We start from the raw sequence: 16941 nt of genomic DNA on the forward strand, positions 1-16941 counted from the left end.
TTCCCCTTCGCCGATCGCGACCGTCAACACGGGTTTTGGCCGCCGGCAAGTCAGTGGTGGCAGACGGCGGTTATCCCGCTACTGGCGCTCCAAGCAGCCAGACGCCTTACGGCCCCACTACGTGGTGACAGACTGCACGCCTTCGTCCGCGACCGGTTTGCCGTGATTGTGGTCAAAGCGGGCCGGATTCAATTACTTAGCGACGTCCTGTGCCGCGCAGGCGACCATCGCCGAGAACTACGTCGGCCTGCCGCTCTAGTCGACGTGGCCCGGCAGGCGCTCGCGGCGCGGCGCCGTTTCCCGGAGGAAAAGCGACAGGGCAAGCCCGATCGCGAGACCGGCGAGCGGAATGACGAAGATCTGCGCGATGCCGTAGTGCTGGGCGACGAAGCCGGCGATGACCGGGGCGATCCCTCCGCCGAAGATCTCGCCGGCGCCCGCTACGACCCCGACGGAGGAGGACATCAATGCCGGCGACACTGCTTCCGAGGCGACAGGGCCCGCAAGGATCGACGTCAGACCGAGGGCGAAGAAGGCGGTGACCGACAGCCAGCCGAACAGGAGCCATGGGTCTGCGGGGGCGTGGGCGAAGAACCACGTGCCGACGGCGGCGCCGAGGAAGGCGAGCGCGGTGGCGGGACGTCGGCCGATGCGGTCCGAGATCCCCGCAACCATGAATTCGCCGAGGAAGCCGCCCCAGCCCATCCCCGACATCACCAGCCCCATCGTCACCGGCGTGAGGTGCAGGAAATCGACGAGGTAGTTCGGAACCATGGCGCCGAGGACGAAGATGCAGCTCATGGCGGCGAGCAGGCACAGCGCACCCAGGATGACGTTGCGGGACTTTATGACGTCAGTCCACGGTGCGCGCGGGGCGGTTACCGCCAAGCGTGGGGCGTCGCGGAGGACGCGGTTGAGCAGGAAGGCGAGGATGAAGCCGGGGATCGCGACGATCATGAACACCTCGCGCCACGACGGCAGGACCTGGAGCAGCTGCGTCGCGACGATGGGGGCGATGCCGAAGCCGAACAACGCGAAGGCACCGAGCTGAAGACCCTGATTCAGACCGCGCCGCATGGGTAGCGATGCCTCCGCGGTCGCGGCGACGCTGGCCGGGAGGAATGCCCCCTCGGCTGCGCCCATCGTCGTCCGCGCGAGCAGGAGCATCACGAAACCCGTCGCCAGTCCGGCCGCACCGGACAACGCCGAGAACACGACCAGTGCGGGGAGCAGAACGGCGCGGCGCCCGATCCGGTCGGACAGGTTGCCGATCAGGATCGCGAACACTCCCCACGCAATGCCGAGGCCGCCGACCAGCGTGCCGAGCTGGCCGTAGTCGAGGTGGAGGTCGGCCATGATGGCTGGGAACAGCGGCCCGAGGATCCAGCGGTCGAGACCGACGAGACCGAAGGACAGCGACAGCAGCAGGACCACGCGCCATTCGTATCGCGCATCCCAAGAGCCGCCGCCGCGGAGTGCAGCCGGGGTCGTGTTCGCGGCTATGGCGGCGGTCATCGGCGCGTCCTCAAATCGGGAAGTGTCCAGGTTGGGTCTCTATGGTGATCCAGCGGAGTTCGGTGAAAGCGTCGATGCCGGCCTTGCCGCCGAAGCGGCCGTAGCCGCTCGCCTTGGTGCCGCCGAACGGCATCTGCGCCTCGTCATGAACGGTCGGGCCGTTGATGTGGCAGATCCCGGACTTCATTGCCCGTGCGATCGTCAATCCCCGGGCGACGTCGCGGGTGAACACGCTTGCCGAAAGGCCGTAGTCGGTATCGTTGGCCAGTTCGACGGCATGCGCCTCGTCCCGCGCCCGGGTGACGGCGACGACGGGACCGAAGCTCTCTTCGCGGAAGAGCGCCATCGCAGGGGTCACATGATCGACGACGTGCGGCGGCATGATGACGCCGTCCGCCGGGCCGCCGGTCCCCAGACGTGCCCCCGCGGCGACCGCGGCGTCGACGAGCGCGGCGACGTGGTCCACCGCCCTCGTGTCGACGACCGATGCAGCGTGCATCGTCGAGACCTTGGCGGTGAAGGCCGCGACGAACGCCTCGGCGACCGCGTCGACGACGATGATCCGCTCGGTCGACATGCAGATCTGTCCGGCGTTCATGAATGAACCGAATGCCGCGGCTTTTACTGCTTGGTCGAGATCGGCGTCAGCCAGCACGATCAGCGGTGCCTTGCCTCCCAGTTCGAGCAGCACGGGTTTGAGGTTCTGCGCGGCGCGGATGGCGATGATGCGCCCGACCGCGGTCGAGCCGGTGAAATTGATCCGGCGGACTGCGGGATGGTCGATCAGCGCGCCCACGACCTCGCCAGCATTTGCAGGGGCGTTGGTCACCAGTCCGACCACGCCCGGCGCGAAGCCTGCGTCGGCGAAGGCATCGACGATTAGCCCATGCGTCATGGGGCAGATTTCGGACGCCTTGAGGATCACGGTGTTGCCGCAAGCCAGCGGCACCGCGAGCGCGCGCACGACGAGGATGACCGGTGCATTCCACGGCGCGATGCCGAGACACACACCTGCGGGTTCGCGCAGCGCCATCGCGAGGCACCCCGGCTTGTCCGACGGGATTACCTCGCCGCCGATCTGGGTCGTGAGCGCCGCCGCCTCGCGCAGCATGTCCGCGCCGAGGCGCAGGTTGAACCGCGCCCATCCCTCGTGCGCCGCGCATTCGGCGATCATGGCCGCGACTATGGCGTCGCCCTTCGCCTCGAGCGCCATCGCGGCAGCATTGAGTTGCGCGCGGCGCGCATTGGGGCCGAGCGCGCTCCACGCCGGCAAGGCGGAGGCAGCGGCGGCGGCGACCGCGGCCGCCTCTCTGACGGTCATTGCCGGTGATCGCGAGGCGAGCACCCCCGTCGCGGGGTTCAACCGATCGAAGGTTGTCACGCGAGGATCTGATGCCAGGCGCCGGCCCCCGCTCCGGCATCGACGGACACGTCGGTCCCGTTCATCCACCGCGCATCGTCCGAGAGCATGAAAGCGACGACCGGCGCGATCTCCTCGGGAGTGCCGGCGCGGTTGAGCTTGAGATCGTCTTCGGCGCGCTGGCCGAGCGTCTTGATGAAGTCGGCGAGGATCGGCGACGACACCGGTCCGGGCGATACGCTGTTTATGCGGATGCCGCGATCCTTCCAGCGCTGGCATTCCCATAAAGTCCAGGCAATGACGAGTTCCTTCGACAGGTGATACGAAGGGGCGCCCTCCACGTCCTGTGCGGCGATCCACGCGTCGGCATCGGCGAACGAAGTCGTCAATCCCGCCCGCACCACCGCAATGTTCGCGCGCCACTGGAAGCCGGCAAGCGAGGCCAGATTGATGATCGCGGCACCGTCGGCCAGCCGGATCGTCACGGCTTCCGTGAAGTGACGCAGGCCGAAGAAGTTGACCTTGAGCACCGCGTGCTTGTCGGCGGTCGGCGGAAGACCGGCCGAGTTGACCAGACCGTCGAACCGTATGTCCACCGATCTGAGCGTCTTCTCGATCGCGCTCTGGTCGCCCATGTCGATCGGGAAGAAGCCGTCGACCGCGAAGCCGGGCGCGTTGCGGTCGAACCCGACGACCCGCGCTCCCCGCGCCTGCAGCAGTTTCGCCGTCGCCGCCCCGATGCCGGACGATACACCCGTCACGGCGAAGACCTTTCCCTCGAACATCCCCTAATCCCCTTTCCGCGCGATCAGAACTTGAAGCCGGCGCGGACGTAGAATTCGCGCGGTCGGTTATAGGTGCCGCCGACGTAGCCGATGCCGGCCTGGTCCTGCCCCGAAATTATGAAGCGCTCGTCGGTCAGGTTCGTCACGCCGGCGTCGACATGGTAGTTCTTCGCCGCCGAGCGGTATGAGATCAGCGCTCCGACGACGTTGGTCGCCGGCGAGATTAGCTCGGGGGTGTTCTCGGCGTCGCGGGCTATGCTCGACTTGAACGCATAGTCGACGTGCGCATCGACCGATGCGCCCGAGGGCAGCGGAATGACATAATCCACGTTGGCCGAGGCCGCGTAGTCGGGGGTGTTGACGAACTTGTCGCCGAGGTTTGTGCCGGCATCCTTCTGCGTGTAACGCGCGTCTATATAACTGAAGGTCGCCGCCAGCGTCAGCGCGGAGGTCGGAACCAGAACCAGTTCGGCCTCGATACCTTTGATCTCGGACTGTGCGGCGTTGATCGTGATCGGCGAAACGCCCGAATACACGGTAACTTGCAGGTCCTTGTATTTGGTGTAGTAGCCGGCGAGGTTGGCTTGCAGCAGTCGGTCGAAGAACTGCCCTTTGACCCCAACCTCGTAGGTATCGGCTTTTTCCGGATTGAACGTCGGCGCGGCGAGGATCGGGGTTGTCGCCCGCGTCGTCCAGCCGCCCGCCTTGTAGCCTTGGCTGAACGTCGCGTAGGTCAGGATCTGGTCGGTCGCCTGGTAATTGACGCCGGCCTTAAATGAGACGTTGCTGAAACTGAGGTGATTGTCCGTCGTCGGAAAATACAGTGTCGGGTCAGTTGGATCGGGATGAAGCGATAGTGGATAGCCGAGCTTGTAGGCGAGGCTGTTCAGGTCGCGCTGACCGCCCTGGAATTCCTTCTCATCGCGCGTGTAGCGGACGCCGCCGGTCAAACCCAGCTTGTCGGTAATCTTGTAGTCGGCCTGAGTGAATGTGGCGTAACTTGTTGTGTGGAATGTGTTTGGTCCATCGATCTGGAGCAGGCCGCCCGCAAAATGAACGTAATCGGTCAGGTCGCCCTGCTCGTGAAAGTAATAGAGACCGGTGACCGTCTTCAAACGGCTGTCGAGGAAGTCACCAAGCAGCTGGACCTCCTCGCTCTCCTGCTGCTGGCGCATGGTGAAGGCATGGTCGCCCATCGGGATCGGCGAGCCGTCGACGTCGAGCGCGAAGCGGCTGTCGAGGTTGCGATACGCGCTGATCGACTTGACCGCGAGGGTGTCGGTCAGTTGCGCGTCAAGCGTGCCGGAGAAGCCGAACGTCTTGATCTTTGAATAGCCCGCGCCGGTGGCATACGAGGTGTCGATCCGCGGCGAGAAAAACCGGCTGTCGAAAACCAGATGGTTGTTGTTCGGGTCGGCGTCGACGTTGACCCCGCCGAGCGGGGGTAGCACGACGTTGGTAAACCCCGGCACCGTCGCCGCCGGCAAACCGCGCGGCGTGTTGCAGATGGCGTTTAGCGGCGTTGTCGCCAGGACGGCGGCGGGTGTCGAAATGCAGGTATTATAGACATCCTTCAGACCCGGCTTGAGGGCGAGTAGCTGGCTGCCGGTCGACTGGTCGTCGTCGTTGGTATAGTCGCCGGTCAGGCGGAAGGTCACGTCGGGCGCGATCTTCCACTTCAACTTCACGCGCAAATTCTGATCATTGTAGCCGCCGGCCGCTTGATAGGTCGTCGAGTCTGGCCGGACGAAGGCCCCGGAATCGTCGACGTAGTTGCCGGGAAACTTCAGGAAGTGGAAATAGCCGTCGGCGTGCTTCGCCGAGAACGACACCTGCGCCAGCAGTTTGTCGTCGATGATCGGAATGTCGACCGAGCCGCGGACATCGACACGATTATACGAGCCGTAGGTGACGTCGCCCGCCCCGCTGAAGGTGTTGCCGGGGTCGCGGGTGACCACGCTGATCGCACCGCCGATCGTGTTGCGGCCGAACAACGTCCCCTGCGGGCCCTTGAGGATTTCGACATGGTCGAGATCGAGCAGGTCGACAACCGCGCCGACGGTGCGGGCGTAATAGACGCCGTCGACATAGACGCCGACGCCAGGATCGAGGTTGAAGGCGAAGTCGTTCTGCCCGATGCCGCGGATGAATGCCGAAAGAACCTGGCTCGAACCGGAGAAGGGCGAGGTCCCGACGATCTCGACCGACGGTGCAAACTTGCCGAGCCCGGCGACGTCGGTGATCCCCTTCTGCGCCAGCGCCTCGGGCGTGAACGCGGTGATCGCTATCGGCACGCGCTGAAGGTTTTCCGACCGCTTCTGCGCGGTTACGGTGATCTCCTCAATCTGCCCGCCCGAGCCCGGGCCGGGCGTACTGCCGACGGCCGTCGCCTCCGGCGGGTTCGCGGCTTGCGTCGCCACCTGTGCTCCGACCGGCCATGCGGCGGTGACAAGAAGCGACGCGCCGATGCGCGCGGCGATGATGACGCGGTTCGAAACGATGGACATTGGACGATCCCCCTGATGGCTGGGCTTCTTGACGAGCTTGAGCACTGCCTTGCACCGATCGTGCCAACTCGGGTCGCTCCTACGACGGACACCGCGGAGCTGGACATTTTGGGTTTTAAGGCGTCAGTCTACAGACGGTCGCAGGCCGGGTTTTGGGTCGAACTGTCGACAATTCGACGGGGGAGAGAAAGTATGAAGGTTGGATCAGGCGCTGCTTCGCTTGTCGTGCCGCCTGATCTGCCACGTATCTCCGACTTGGCGGCGACGCTCCATTTCGCTCCCGAGCAGGGTCACATCTGGCTCGCCGGGAGGCGGATGGTTCTTGTCCACGCGCGGACCATGGGCATCGTCCGACGCGAGGTAATCAACGCCGTCGGCTACGACCGCGCCCGTGCGGTCTTCACTCGGCAGGGATACGAGGCCGGGGCGATGGACGCCGACGTTGCCGCCAAGGTCCGCTCCAACGACAGCGTCTACGACGCGTTCTCGGTCGGGCCTCAGCTTCACGCGCTGGAAGGCGCGGTCCTCGTCGAGCCGATCACGGTCGACGTCGATGTCGCAAACGGGCGTTTCTATGCCGAGTACAGGTGGCGTCACTCGTCGGAATGCGCCGAGCACGTCACGGCGTTCGGCATCGGGCAGGCTCCCGCCGGATGGGGACAGATCGGCTATGCCAGCGGCTACGCCAGCGTCTATTTCGGCCGGCCGATCGTCTACCGCGAGGTCGAGTGCATCGCCATGGGCCATGACGAATGCCGCATTGTCGGCAAACCGGCGGAGGCCTGGGACGATGCTGAGCCCGATCTCCGCTACATGAGGAGCGAACAGCTTCACACTGCAACAGACGCGATCCGCACAGTTCGTGAGGGGGACGCGAAGGCCGCCGACAATCGATGGCGGGTCGTCGGCGCGTCGTCGGGGTTCAACACCGCCTTCGATATGCTGCGTGACGTGGCCGACACCGATGCGCCGGTACTCTTCCAGGGTGAGAGCGGCGTCGGCAAGGAGATGTTCGCACGCAACCTCCACGCGATGGGCAAGCGCGCCGAAAAACCATTCGTCGCGGTCAATTGCGCCGCAATCTCGGAGACGTTGATCGAATCTGAACTGTTCGGCGTGGAACGGGGGGCCTTCACCGGTGCCACGGTGAGCCGTCCCGGCCGGTTCGAGCGGGCCGAGGGCGGCACGCTTTTCCTCGACGAGATCGCGACGCTGTCGCTGATCGCGCAGGCGAAGCTGCTGCGGGCACTCCAGGAGGGCGAGATCGAACGCGTCGGCGATACGCGGGTGCGGTCGGTCGACATCCGGCTGGTCGCCGCGACCAACGTCGATCTGCGCGAAGCGGTCGCGAAGGGGGCGTTCCGCGCCGACCTGTTTTACCGGATCAACGTCTTCCCGCTGCGCATACCGCCGCTGCGCGACCGTCGGGCGGACATACCGCTGCTGATGGATCATTTTCTTTCGGTCTTTCGTACCCGCTACGACAAGAAGGTATCAGGCTTCGACGAACAGGCCGTGTCGGCGATGCTCAGCTACGATTGGCCGGGAAACGTCCGCGAACTCGAAAACATGGTAGCGAGGGGCGTCATTCTCGGCCGCAGGGGCGAGCCACTGCGCGTCCACCACCTATTTACGAGTGGAGAGCGGCTCGGCGACCAGCGCTATCGGCTCGGCGCGGACGGACGCGTCCGATCTAGTGGACATCATGGCAATCGGTCACCGGTCGCAATCGCCGCGCTTATGGATGCGGGACTGACGATGGACGACGTCGAGCGTGATCTGCTGGACGAGGCCTTCCGCCGATGCAGCGGCAACAGGTCCGCCGCCGCGCGTCTGCTCGGTGTTTCAAGGGCCCAATTTAATCACCGCTACACCCAGGCTTCGAAGGCGCGATAAGTCACGGGTAGCTGTAGCGACGCTAAATGATCCGCCGTATTCTCCGCGCAAAGGGAAAAAGTTGGCTGCCGAAACTTCTCGAGAAGTGCATCGACATGTGTTCGGTCGATCGGGCATGTGCCCGCCGGAAGCTCGACGCCGTCCGTAGACGAATGTTCGACGATGGATATACGACATCTCATCAATCGGTCCTATTCGCGTTGCTTCACTTACGTGAACGGAAATCGGCTTCCGGGTGGTCAATCAGCAAATGCAAATGACCGAATGTGGGGGTTCTCGACGGCAGCTCCGGCTTAACAGAGGTCCGCTTTCGCTATCTGATCACCTGGAAGCCATCAGGCGGCTACCGGCCCCGAAGTGCCGAAAGTGTTCACATCGCAATTATCATTGCCGTCGCAAGCGTTCGCGGCGGGCCGACGCTCGCCGCGTTAGCAGACTATCAAATTTGCGTACTTGCGTCTTCCTGCAAGCTGCGCATCATCCTCCAAATGAAAAGAGGATCATTCGCGATCCAGCGCGGCAGCGGCGGTCCCACGGCGGTCGAGGCGCATTCTGGACAGAGCTTCGACCGCCACTCGCATGATGAGTACGGGATTGGCGTCATGCTCGCGGGGGCGCAGCGGTCGTGGAGCGGACGTGGAACCGTCGAAGCCATCGCCGGCGATGTTATCACTGTCAATCCAGGCGAGGTCCACGACGGCTCGCCGATCGGGGAAAGCCGTCGTTGGGCGATGCTCTACGTGGCACCCGGTCTGATGAAGACCATTGCTTTGGATATTTACAACGGCGATCGCGGAGACGTCGTATTTTCCAATCCGGTGGTGCGTGATAGTCGCGCCGCGGGGCGCTTTGCTGCGGCGTACGCTTCGATAACCGACAGGGAGGAGATCGATGCCGCTGATGAGCGCCTGACGTTGCTTATCGCGGGAATGATCGACTATTCGCCGCGCCCGATATCGGTCGCGTGTTCATCAACTGCGCGTGCCAAGGCGAGGATCGATGACGATCCGGCCGGAGATCATCCATTGGACGCTCTGGCCCAAGAAGTCGGAACCGGCCGCTTTCAGATGTTGCGTGGTTTCGCTCGCCTCACGGGACTAACGCCGCACGCCTATGTCGTACAGCGCCGACTCGACCTCGCAAGATTAATGCTCCGGCAAGGTGTAGGACTGGCTGACGCGGCAATCGGCGCCGGGTTCGCAGACCAGAGCCACTTTCACCGGGCATTTACGCGGCGATACGGCCTTACGCCCGGCAATTTCGCGGCGGCAATGCGTTAAGCGGCTGCAATTTCGTTCAAGACCGCCGCTTTGTGCCCCGGCATCAATCGTCCGCCATAGGAGACGATCGATGCGACCTCACGATGATGACGCTTCTGGGACTGTGATCCCTCCGTTTATTCGACGATGCGACGAAAATGACGTGTCTGTCATTCTGGCGGTGATCAATGCCGCCGCCGATGCGTATCGCGGCGTTATCCCAGCCGACCGGTGGCGCGAGCCGTACATGCCGGTCGAGGAACTTCGGATCGAGATGGCAGGCGGCGTTGTCTTCGCAGGGTATGTTCAAGACGGAACACTAGTGGGTGTCATGGGCATCCAGCGCGTACGCAACGTCTCCCTGATTCATCACGCCTATGTTCGACCAGACGTGCAGGGGCGCGGAATTGGCTCAAAGCTGATCGCTGATCTTCAAAGCGCAGGCGATCGCCCCTGTCTGATCGGAACATGGGCAGCGGCGACCTGGGCGGTCCATTTCTATGAACGACATGGTTTCAACCTCGTACCACACGAAGCGATCGGCCCCCTCCTGCGAGCCTATTGGAACGTTCCTGATCGGCAAATCGACACGTCGGTCGTTCTGGCGATGCCGGCCCTAAGTGCAAGCGCTGCAAGCCAGTTGATCGAGGCCTCGCTCGACCCACGTTATGTCTTCGCAGCTCGATAAACCGACCGATTAAATTGCCGCTTCGACAAAAGTCGTAACAATTCTTCGGCAGTCATCAACAAGCGGCAATTACCTTGTATTGCTATCCTAATACATTGCGTCGTCAGCGAATAAGAAGTTAGAGGTTGTCCCATGTTAATAGCATTTGTCGCCTTGCTCCTTTCTCCTGTAAACGTCGATGCGTCGGCCGATCTTAAGACAATCATTGATCGTTACACCGTGTGGCGCGGTGGGATTGCCTTCGAACATCTGTCGTCCATCCGCGAGTCGAATACCCTCGACAGCGGTGGGCTTCATGGAACCGAAAAGATCCTCACTGCTCGCGACGGGCGTAGTCGCGTCGACCTGGATTTGGGGCCGTTGAAGCAGATCCAGGCGGTGACACCCGATGGCGCGTGGGAGGTCACCCCGGCCGCGCAAGTGCAGTCGATGGCCCTGATCGACACGCTGTCGTTGCGGCGCAGTGCAGCCCTCCAATTTGCCGATGCGTTGCGTGGTCGAGGTGGGGCTAAAGTCGAACTTGCTGCACCCACTACCGACAGCGGCCGCACCTGGGCCACCGTGCGGGTTACGTTCGGCGACGATGATATCTACGATGTTCTGGTCGATCCGGTATCCGGCGAACTTGGCGGCATTCGAGTGACGGCAGAGCGGCAGCTGCAGATTGAGCGGTTCAGCGACTGGCGGCCCGTCGACGGGGTTCGGATGCCATTTCTGAAAACAATCGAGGGGGCTGTGCCGAGCGACAACGAAACGCATCGCGTTATTACCATGAACATCAACGAGCCTGCGGGTCCGGGCAGCTTCACCAGACCATCCTTTATCAGGAAGACGGCGTTCACCGGCTGCGCGTCATCGACTGGATGGCTGCACTTCGAATTTTACGACGGCAACCGCATGTTCATCCCGGCGAGAATCAACGGTCACGACACGCTAGCGCTTCTCGATAGTGGTGCGACAGTGTCTACGATCGACAACGACTATGCGAAGCAAATCGGGATCAGTGCCGCAGGGCGAGTCACCGCCGGGGGTACAGGCGGGGTTGATACTGCGGGGTTCGCGGGTGGCGTCGATGTCGAAATCGGCAACCTCAAGATCGCCGGATTGACCGTCGCTTCGCTCGACCTGAAGCCAATCGCCCGGCGAATCGGTCACCCAATGCCGTTCGTTCTCGGCGATGAACTGTTCAACGAACTGGTTGTCGATATCGATTTCGCGCACCGTCTGATTTCGTTTCGCGACCCCACAGGCATTGCGCCGCCATCAGGTGCCGCCACGGTCCCGCTAAGGCGGCTAATCGGGAACCGATCGGTTCCGGTCAGCGTCGAAGGCGCGCCGCCCGTCGAGTTTGAGTTCGACCTTGGCAACGGCTCTCCGATGGAAATCTATCCGGCTTATTATCAACCACGCCAGCTGCTCGCGGGCCGGAAGAGCTCGGAAGTGCTTGGTGGGGCGGTCGGTGGCTTCCACCCGGAAATTATAGCCACCCTCCGCCGCATCGAGTTTGCGGGCGTCACCTTAAATGATGTCCCGGCGAGTTTTACCCGTGACGTCGTTTCAGCATCGAACTCAAATCGCGTCGTGGGCAACCTTGGCCTTCCGGTCCTGGCAAGGTTCCGGTTGCTGATCGATTATCCACAGGACCGGCTCTACGCAGTGCCGCTGGCTGGCGCCGGTTCATCGGCCTTCCACAAGGACCGCCTTGGCTTGAGCATGTCGGGAGAGAACGGCGTGCTCATGGTGCAGTTCGTTTCACCCAATAGTCCGGCGCAGGCGGCAGGGTTTAAGGCTGGCGATCAAATCGCGGCATTGAACGGCGAAGCAGCGGCGCTCTGGACGGACGATCGAGTTGCAGTGTTCCGCGATAATTCGGGCACCGCCCCGATCACCTTCTTGATGTTGGATGGCAGTACCCGACGGGTTAGACCGAAAGCCTTTTATTAGTCGGCCGAGTATATAGATCTCGCTACAATCTCGGTGCGTATGAGTGCCGCACCGAAGTCGGGCATTAGCCGGTACGGTTTCCGTAAGGCGCGGACTCTTGACCGTTCCGCTCATTGGGCTGTTGAATTTAACGGCTGCTTTTCCGGGGCCGCGTGCCGCAAGCCGCCTGACCGCTTACGGCTATGCCGAGGAGAGCAGCAAAAAACTTTGTCATCACTGAGTGAGCTCAAAATCACGTATTTGTGCTCATAGCGGTCGTTTGCCGCATCGCAGGTATGAACCATACCGTCAGGATAACGTTTGGGGGTAACCTTGAGTGGAGCCGATCGCATGATGACTTTTGTTCAACGAACAACTCGTTTCGCTATCATTTCCAGTCTTGCGCTGTTTGCAATGGGCACTGCTCCGGCGGGCGCAGTTACTGTCTATAATCAGTTTTGAGTTCGCTCGATCAGGTGCCACCGCAGGAAAGCAACGCCTCTGGGATGGGCGAGCTAATACTTGCTTGGGATGAAACAGCTTCAGCGTGGTGATCGATTACACCAGCCTGTCGTCGTCAATCGAGGGCGCACATGTCCACTGTTGTGAGTCCGCTAGCGGCAGCACGCCGATCGCCGTCGCCTTCTCGCTCCCGGCCGGCAATCCCTCGACGGGTGTGATCACGGGGACATACAATCTGACACTGGCATCGACCTATACCTTTGACGTTCTGACTCTGGCCGACGGTACCGCAACAGCCGCTCGAACCTACTTCCTAAACGGCCTGACTAGCGGATGGCGTATCTCAACGTACATTCAATGGCGTTTCCCGCCGGTGAGATTCGCGGTCAGCTTCCGGCAATGGCAGCTGGCGGCGTTCCCGAGCCGTCGAGCTTGGCGATGATAATCACTGGTTTTGCGCTCGTCGGAGGCACGATGCGCCGTCGAACGAATGTCGCTGTTGTAGCATTGGCATAGCCGCCCGGAACTATCTTCTGCCCGATACCCGCGAACAGGCTATCGGGCCAGATGCTTCGTGGCGCTTTCGGAGCAGAGCAGATAAGCGGCTTGGCCCTCGCGCTACTGCAGTTGGCGAATACAGTCGGCGCTAGGCAGCGACGACGGGCAGCCCTTGGCGCCGACGGCCGAAGACGCCGACGATGCCAATCCGGTGAGCATCATCGCCCACGAAGCCGGCTCGGGAACGCTGCCGATATTGGTGATTTGCCCCTGGCTCACCTCGTCATCCGATTTTAAGAACCGTGCAAAGCCCTTCAGTCGTGGTGCTTCACTAACGAACCCCGCAGTGTAAGCGGCCTGGGCGGGGCCGTATGGCCCCGTCGCGGTAAAGGTCGCAGTCGGATATTCGACCGTCCAAATCGCCTGTTGTATCGCAGCGAGTTGAGCGGCTTTGTCGCTCACGCCGCTGGCGGCGATGGTGAAACCGAGACGTGCCAGTCCTGTGATCTCGCGTACCTGCCCGTTTGACAACGGGTTTCCGCTGCCATCGCTCGTTGACGCTGCGACATGGTAATAAAGGGTCTCGGCGAGCTGGGAACCAACTCCGACGTAAATCAGGTGGGACAGGTCGACGCAGAAGCCGAGAAAGTCGAGCGTTCCTCCCTTACCCGACGCCCGTCGGATCCTGAAGCGGCCAGGCCGTGATCGGCGCCGCGCCCGACAGTTTGGTGCTGGAAACGCCAGGGCTAATTAGTGTTAAAGCGCGGACCGCCTGTACCGCGCCAAAGATATCGGGATTGCCGGTCCGCTTCCATTGGAGGCGCTCGTGTAATACGGGCATCGTAGCTCTGATCACCTGTGTGGGCGGCAGCGATGGGAGATTGGCCCGGTGTTGATGTGGGTGGCAGCCGTCATCGCGGCGATAACATCTGCTGGATTGGCCCCTCCAGCCGCCGACCCGCTTACGGTATCTGTCGAAACCGCCGATGCTGATCGTTTTGCGGCGGTATTCGATAGCGCCAACGGTCGACCTACAGCTGAGCAGCTGCAGCACGGTTATCTCGATCCCGGCAGCTATGGCGTTCGCGTTTTCACTCCAGACCGAATCATCGACGCGTATCATCTGGCCGAAGCTGTAGCGAAACGCCCGGATTTCTACGCCCGGGCCATCAACGTCTGCCTACCGGTTGTGAAGGGAACGACGGCTGAGTTGCGCGCGACGTATCTCGCCTTTCGCGGTCTTTTTCCGGAACTTCCACTGCCACGTTTTTACCTGGTCGTCGGCGCCGACAATTCGGGCGGGACCGCTGGCCCCGGGGCCCAAGTCTTGGGCTTGGAAACGCTCTGCGGTCTTGCCGATACGCCGGAGAAGCTCCGCGAGATCGTGCGCGGCTTCTATGCCCATGAAACGGTCCACACCTTTCAGTCCGCTGCAGGCATGGAAGAACTCGACGATGGTTTGCTGAGCAGCGTGCTGGTCGAGGGTGCAGCAGATTTCATCGCGACGTTGGTGACTGGCCGCCAGATCGACCCAGCCCGTGCTACGTGGGCCGCGCCGCGCGAAGCTGAGCTGTGGCAGCAGTTCGAAGCCGATCTAGCGACTACTCGCAATATGAAGTGGAGCGCGCGGAAGCCCGGAACGCCTGCTGCCGAAAGTTTCAACCGCTGGATTGGCAACTATGGCAGTGCTCCAAAAGGATGGCCGACCGAGGTCGGGTATTGGATGGGGCAGCGAATCTGGCAACGCTGGTATGATCGGCAGCCGGACAAGCGGGCCGCGATGCGCGAGATGGTGGCGCTGACTGATCCTGCCGGGGTCTTCGCTCAGGGCCGCTTCCAGGATGCGTTACCGGCAAAATAAATAACGCTGCTAGTACCGGTCGCCCTCAATTCCGCTGTCTTAAGGAACGGCAGCTATGCAGCCTTTAACGTCCCAAAGCAGCCCGTCTGAAAACGGCCCCCAGGCCGACATCCGATTGTAATGAAGGGCAAATCTTGGAACGCGGCCGGGGCGTGGTGAATGTCCGGGACCGGGTCAATAACCTGCAGCGTACGGCGTATCGGCCAGTGCAGCATGCGTACCTCTGACCCCCCGGTCGATTAGATCTAGAAAAGTGCCCTTCGCCGCCTCGGCATTGCCCGTTTCGCTTAACTGAGCATGAGCCCGTACGAATGCGGTGGTCCACGCCGAGGCAATCAGCCCGGCAGCGAGGTAGGCGACGGCATCATCGCTGGACCGATCCGCAGCTTCGCCTAAAACGGCGGCCAGGGCGCGGATGAAGTCGTCGCGCATCTGTCTTGCGCGGGCCTTCAGCGCCTCGCTCGCCAGGGCTGTTTCGACGAAGGCTTGAATGTCTGCAAATAGCGGGAAGCCAGGTTCGTTTTGTTCGGCCATGCGGTGGGCGAGTTCCCCCAGCGCTTGGATCGGTGAGGTGGCAGGGTGGCGCGAGCGGATGGCCTCGAATGCGATATCGCGGGCCTCGTGTTCGCGATCAAAGTACATGTCTTCCTTGCGGGGAAAGTGATTGAAAACCGTCATGCGTCCTACATCGGCTGCCTCGGCGATCTCGTCGACCGTTACCCGGTCAAAGCCGCGCTCCATGAACAGGCGTGTGGCAGCATCGGATATAGCCTGACGGGTCGCGAGCCGTTTGCGGCTTCTTCTATCCGAGATTGGTCTACTCATGGCTTGTGTCTCAACATATACCCAGTACAATGTGGGAGTGTATTTAATTTGAGGATGTTCCTATGGCTACGTCAACACCTGAGCCATCTGCTAGTGCGGCACGTAGTAAAGCAGTGCTCGTCAGCGGCGCGAGCTTTGCCGGCCTCGCTACCGCATATTGGCTGAACCGGCTCGGCTACAGTGTCACTATCGTCGAGACGGCAAACGAGCTGCGGCGGGGCGGTACGCCCGTTGATATCGAGGGAGAGACGATCGACATCCTTACCCGCATGGGGCTTGTCGATGCGGTTCACGCTAAAGCCCTGCCCCCTCGCGGCTTCGAGTTCAAGGACGCGGACGACGCCGCGCTGGGGTCGATCGGCAGTGGCGCTGACCCGGCGGCAAACGAGCGCTATGAAATTCATCGCGACGATTTGCTGGATATCCTGTTCGACACGCTATCCGACCAGATCGATGTGCTGTTCAGCCAGTCGATCGATCAGCTTGACGAGGGTTCAGATCTTGTGTCGGTCACATTCAACAATGGCGACAGGCGGGACTACGCACTCGTCTTCGGGTGCGACGGCAACCGTTCGAATACGCGCAAGCTGGCGTTTGGTGATGGCGACCAATTCACCTACTTCATGGGCGGCTACTTTTTCCTGAAGGTGGTGCCGCAGATCGGGCTGCTTCCCGCCAACAAATCGCAGGTTTTCAGCGTGCCCGGCCGCATGGCAATGCTCAACGGCTATGACGATCGCACTGACATCGGGTTCGGTTTTCGGACCGATGGCGAGATCGATTACGACTATCGCGACCGGGCGCAGCAACGGCGCCTCATTCACGACCATTTTCATGCATTGGGATGGAAAGTGCCGGCCATGCTCGCGTGCGCGGACGGGGATGACGATTTCTACTTCGATCGGCTTAACCAGATCAGGATGCCCTGCTGGTTGCGCGGTCGCGTGGCTCTGGTGGGCGATGCGGGCTACTGCGTCTCACCCCTCGCGGGCTTCGGCGGCTCGATGGCGATTATCGGCGCCGGCAGGTTGGCGGACGCGCTTGAGCGGCATCCCGGCGATTATGCTGCCGCATTCCGACAGTACGAGGTCGGGCTGCGGCCATTCGTCGAAGAGGTGCAGGAACGCGCGGCTACCACCGGCCTAGCGATGATGTTGCCCGCCGACGAGATTGAGCTTGCCGAGCGCGATCGCAGGCTTGCTACAGGTGAAATCGACTTTTAGAAGCTGCCGACTTTTGCTCGGATGGAATCGGTCCAAATCTGAGCGGGAGCAGCTGGCCCGCCGCCAGGTTTGTGGAAGTCTAAACCTCAGGCCCCGGATTGATGTATCCAGATCAGTTTTTGGAGAGCGCGTCCGAACA

14 protein-coding genes and 1 pseudogene are annotated in these 16941 nt (G+C 62.1%); 9 read left to right on the plus strand and 6 right to left on the minus strand.

Going from position 1 to position 16941, the window contains the following annotated elements; translation table 11 throughout:
* Nucleotides 1–255: 255 nt before the first annotated feature.
* From KZX46_RS01905 to KZX46_RS01920, 4 genes are read right to left on the minus strand one after another with little or no spacing between them, the layout of a single operon-like run.
* Nucleotides 256–1515, minus strand: a complete 1260-nt coding sequence (locus tag KZX46_RS01905) for an MFS transporter (RefSeq protein ID WP_219774171.1) — start codon at nt 1513–1515, stop codon at nt 256–258.
* A gap of 10 nt (nt 1516–1525) precedes the next feature.
* Entirely contained in the window at nt 1526–2836 is a 1311-nt protein-coding gene (locus tag KZX46_RS01910; protein ID WP_255614881.1) for an aldehyde dehydrogenase family protein, read from the minus strand.
* A 56-nt stretch (nt 2837–2892) separates the two neighbouring features.
* On the minus strand, nt 2893–3660 hold the full coding sequence (locus tag KZX46_RS01915) for a coniferyl-alcohol dehydrogenase (RefSeq protein ID WP_219774172.1): 768 nt from the start codon (nt 3658–3660) through the stop codon (nt 2893–2895).
* Between the two features lie 23 nt (nt 3661–3683).
* Nucleotides 3684–6167 (minus strand): TonB-dependent receptor, encoded by a 2484-nt coding sequence (locus tag KZX46_RS01920; RefSeq protein WP_216711606.1) that lies wholly within the window; start codon nt 6165–6167, stop codon nt 3684–3686.
* A gap of 192 nt (nt 6168–6359) precedes the next feature.
* Here KZX46_RS01920 and KZX46_RS01925 point away from each other — a divergent pair, with 192 nt between their 5' ends.
* The 7 genes and pseudogenes from KZX46_RS01925 to KZX46_RS01945 all read left to right on the plus strand — a co-directional run bounded on the left by KZX46_RS01925 (nt 6360) and on the right by KZX46_RS01945 (nt 12911).
* Complete coding sequence (locus KZX46_RS01925; protein ID WP_216711605.1) at nt 6360–8063, plus strand: sigma-54-dependent Fis family transcriptional regulator; 1704 nt, start codon at nt 6360–6362, stop codon at nt 8061–8063.
* Between the two features lie 266 nt (nt 8064–8329).
* The gene (locus KZX46_RS01930) at nt 8330–9343 is read left to right on the plus strand and encodes an AraC family transcriptional regulator (RefSeq protein ID WP_226895898.1); all 1014 of its coding nucleotides are present in this window, start codon (nt 8330–8332) and stop codon (nt 9341–9343) included.
* Between the two features lie 142 nt (nt 9344–9485).
* A complete protein-coding gene (locus tag KZX46_RS01935) occupies nt 9486–10010 on the plus strand; it encodes a GNAT family N-acetyltransferase (protein ID WP_226895899.1) in 525 nt (174 codons plus the stop codon).
* Between the two features lie 153 nt (nt 10011–10163).
* On the plus strand, nt 10164–11954 hold the full coding sequence (locus tag KZX46_RS01940; protein ID WP_219774174.1) for an aspartyl protease family protein: 1791 nt from the start codon (nt 10164–10166) through the stop codon (nt 11952–11954).
* Between the two features lie 97 nt (nt 11955–12051).
* Nucleotides 12052–12174 carry a hypothetical protein gene (locus KZX46_RS23140; RefSeq protein WP_255614856.1) on the plus strand — a complete coding sequence of 41 codons (123 nt, stop codon included), beginning with the start codon at nt 12052–12054 and terminating at the stop codon, nt 12172–12174.
* A gap of 309 nt (nt 12175–12483) precedes the next feature.
* Nucleotides 12484–12696, plus strand: a pseudogene (locus KZX46_RS23380) (PEP-CTERM sorting domain-containing protein); the annotation flags it as partial.
* A 32-nt stretch (nt 12697–12728) separates the two neighbouring features.
* Nucleotides 12729–12911, plus strand: coding sequence for a PEPxxWA-CTERM sorting domain-containing protein (locus KZX46_RS01945; RefSeq protein WP_216711701.1), 183 nt, complete (start codon nt 12729–12731; stop codon nt 12909–12911).
* A 102-nt stretch (nt 12912–13013) separates the two neighbouring features.
* On the opposite strand, the gene KZX46_RS01950 is transcribed toward KZX46_RS01945, so the two are convergent.
* Nucleotides 13014–13424: a PEP-CTERM sorting domain-containing protein gene (locus KZX46_RS01950; RefSeq protein WP_219774176.1), complete on the minus strand. Its 411-nt coding sequence runs from the start codon at nt 13422–13424 to the stop codon at nt 13014–13016.
* Nucleotides 13425–13782: 358 nt separating this feature from the next.
* Here KZX46_RS01950 and KZX46_RS01955 point away from each other — a divergent pair, with 358 nt between their 5' ends.
* Nucleotides 13783–14754: a hypothetical protein gene (locus tag KZX46_RS01955; protein WP_219774177.1), complete on the plus strand. Its 972-nt coding sequence runs from the start codon at nt 13783–13785 to the stop codon at nt 14752–14754.
* Between the two features lie 174 nt (nt 14755–14928).
* Here the strand turns inward: KZX46_RS01955 and KZX46_RS01960 are convergent, their stop codons facing one another.
* Nucleotides 14929–15579 (minus strand): TetR/AcrR family transcriptional regulator, encoded by a 651-nt coding sequence (locus KZX46_RS01960; protein WP_219774178.1) that lies wholly within the window; start codon nt 15577–15579, stop codon nt 14929–14931.
* 113 nt (nt 15580–15692) lie between these two features.
* On the opposite strand from KZX46_RS01960, the gene KZX46_RS01965 reads away from it, so the two are divergent.
* On the plus strand, nt 15693–16802 hold the full coding sequence (locus KZX46_RS01965; protein WP_255614859.1) for an FAD-dependent monooxygenase: 1110 nt from the start codon (nt 15693–15695) through the stop codon (nt 16800–16802).
* Nucleotides 16803–16941: the final 139 nt, after the last annotated feature.

Origin of the sequence: Polymorphobacter sp. PAMC 29334 (assembly GCF_019431245.1) — a bacterium.
Lineage (GTDB): Bacteria > Pseudomonadota > Alphaproteobacteria > Sphingomonadales > Sphingomonadaceae > Polymorphobacter_B > Polymorphobacter_B megasporae.

Excerpts from the sequence above, each read along its gene's own strand:
- KZX46_RS01905 (WP_219774171.1), bottom strand. The coding sequence starts at position 1,515 with ATGACCGCCGCCATAGCCGCGAACACGACCCCGGCTGCACTCCGCGGC.
- KZX46_RS01910 (WP_255614881.1), bottom strand. The coding sequence starts at position 2,836 with ATGACCGTCAGAGAGGCGGCCGCGGTCGCCGCCGCCGCTGCCTCCGCC.
- KZX46_RS01915 (WP_219774172.1), bottom strand. The coding sequence starts at position 3,660 with ATGTTCGAGGGAAAGGTCTTCGCCGTGACGGGTGTATCGTCCGGCATC.
- KZX46_RS01920 (WP_216711606.1), bottom strand. The coding sequence starts at position 6,167 with ATGTCCATCGTTTCGAACCGCGTCATCATCGCCGCGCGCATCGGCGCG.
- KZX46_RS01925 (WP_216711605.1), top strand. The coding sequence starts at position 6,360 with ATGAAGGTTGGATCAGGCGCTGCTTCGCTTGTCGTGCCGCCTGATCTG.
- KZX46_RS01945 (WP_216711701.1), top strand. The coding sequence starts at position 12,729 with ATGGCGTATCTCAACGTACATTCAATGGCGTTTCCCGCCGGTGAGATT.
- KZX46_RS01960 (WP_219774178.1), bottom strand. The coding sequence starts at position 15,579 with ATGAGTAGACCAATCTCGGATAGAAGAAGCCGCAAACGGCTCGCGACC.